The organism is Citrobacter sp. VF227, assembly GCF_052950715.1.
Genome location: NZ_JBRFVF010000283.1, coordinates 1 through 504 on the forward strand (window position 1 = coordinate 1; position 504 = coordinate 504).

The 504-nt window shown below is 64.7% G+C and carries 1 protein-coding gene; it reads right to left on the reverse strand.

The window, feature by feature from the left end:
* Window positions 1–161: 161 nt before the first annotated feature.
* Window positions 162–504 (reverse strand): PA3611 family quorum-sensing-regulated virulence factor (locus ACU8YC_RS26330; protein ID WP_446896168.1); only part of this gene is annotated, 343 nt, incomplete at its 5' end.

Genomic DNA, 504 nt, shown 5'->3' on the forward strand with positions numbered 1-504 from the left:
GTGCGCTGTTGCGCAACGTGCCGCGTACCGCATTGCTCACTCGGGACGAAGTTGCCGCGGTGGCGGGCAAGGGTGATCCGCAGACCCTGCGGCACGACAAAGGCTGAGTTCGGCCCGGCGGGATGCGGCGTGTCCGCCGCTCCCGCCCATTTCTTGCAGCCTTACTTGCAGTCTGCGGCGGTGTAGCGCTCGCTGGCGATGGGCTTGTTGCTCTGGTATTCGCTGAAGTCGTAGCGCAGCACCGCGCCCTGGCTCATCAGCTTGCGCAGCCCCTCGTTGCCGCAGACGCTGACCGCGAGCTGGCTGCGCACGTCGGCGGGGTTGTCGCGCATCTGCGCTGCATGGCGTGGCTGCACACTGAGATGGTTGACCAGATGGTTGTTCTCTACGGTGTAACCCTGGTCGAGGATGTCTTCGTTGATCGCTCGAGGCGTGCCGACGTTGCTTTCGCGGGCTACCTGATCGAGCAACTGGCTCAGCTGCTGTTCTTGCAGCGAGGCGGCA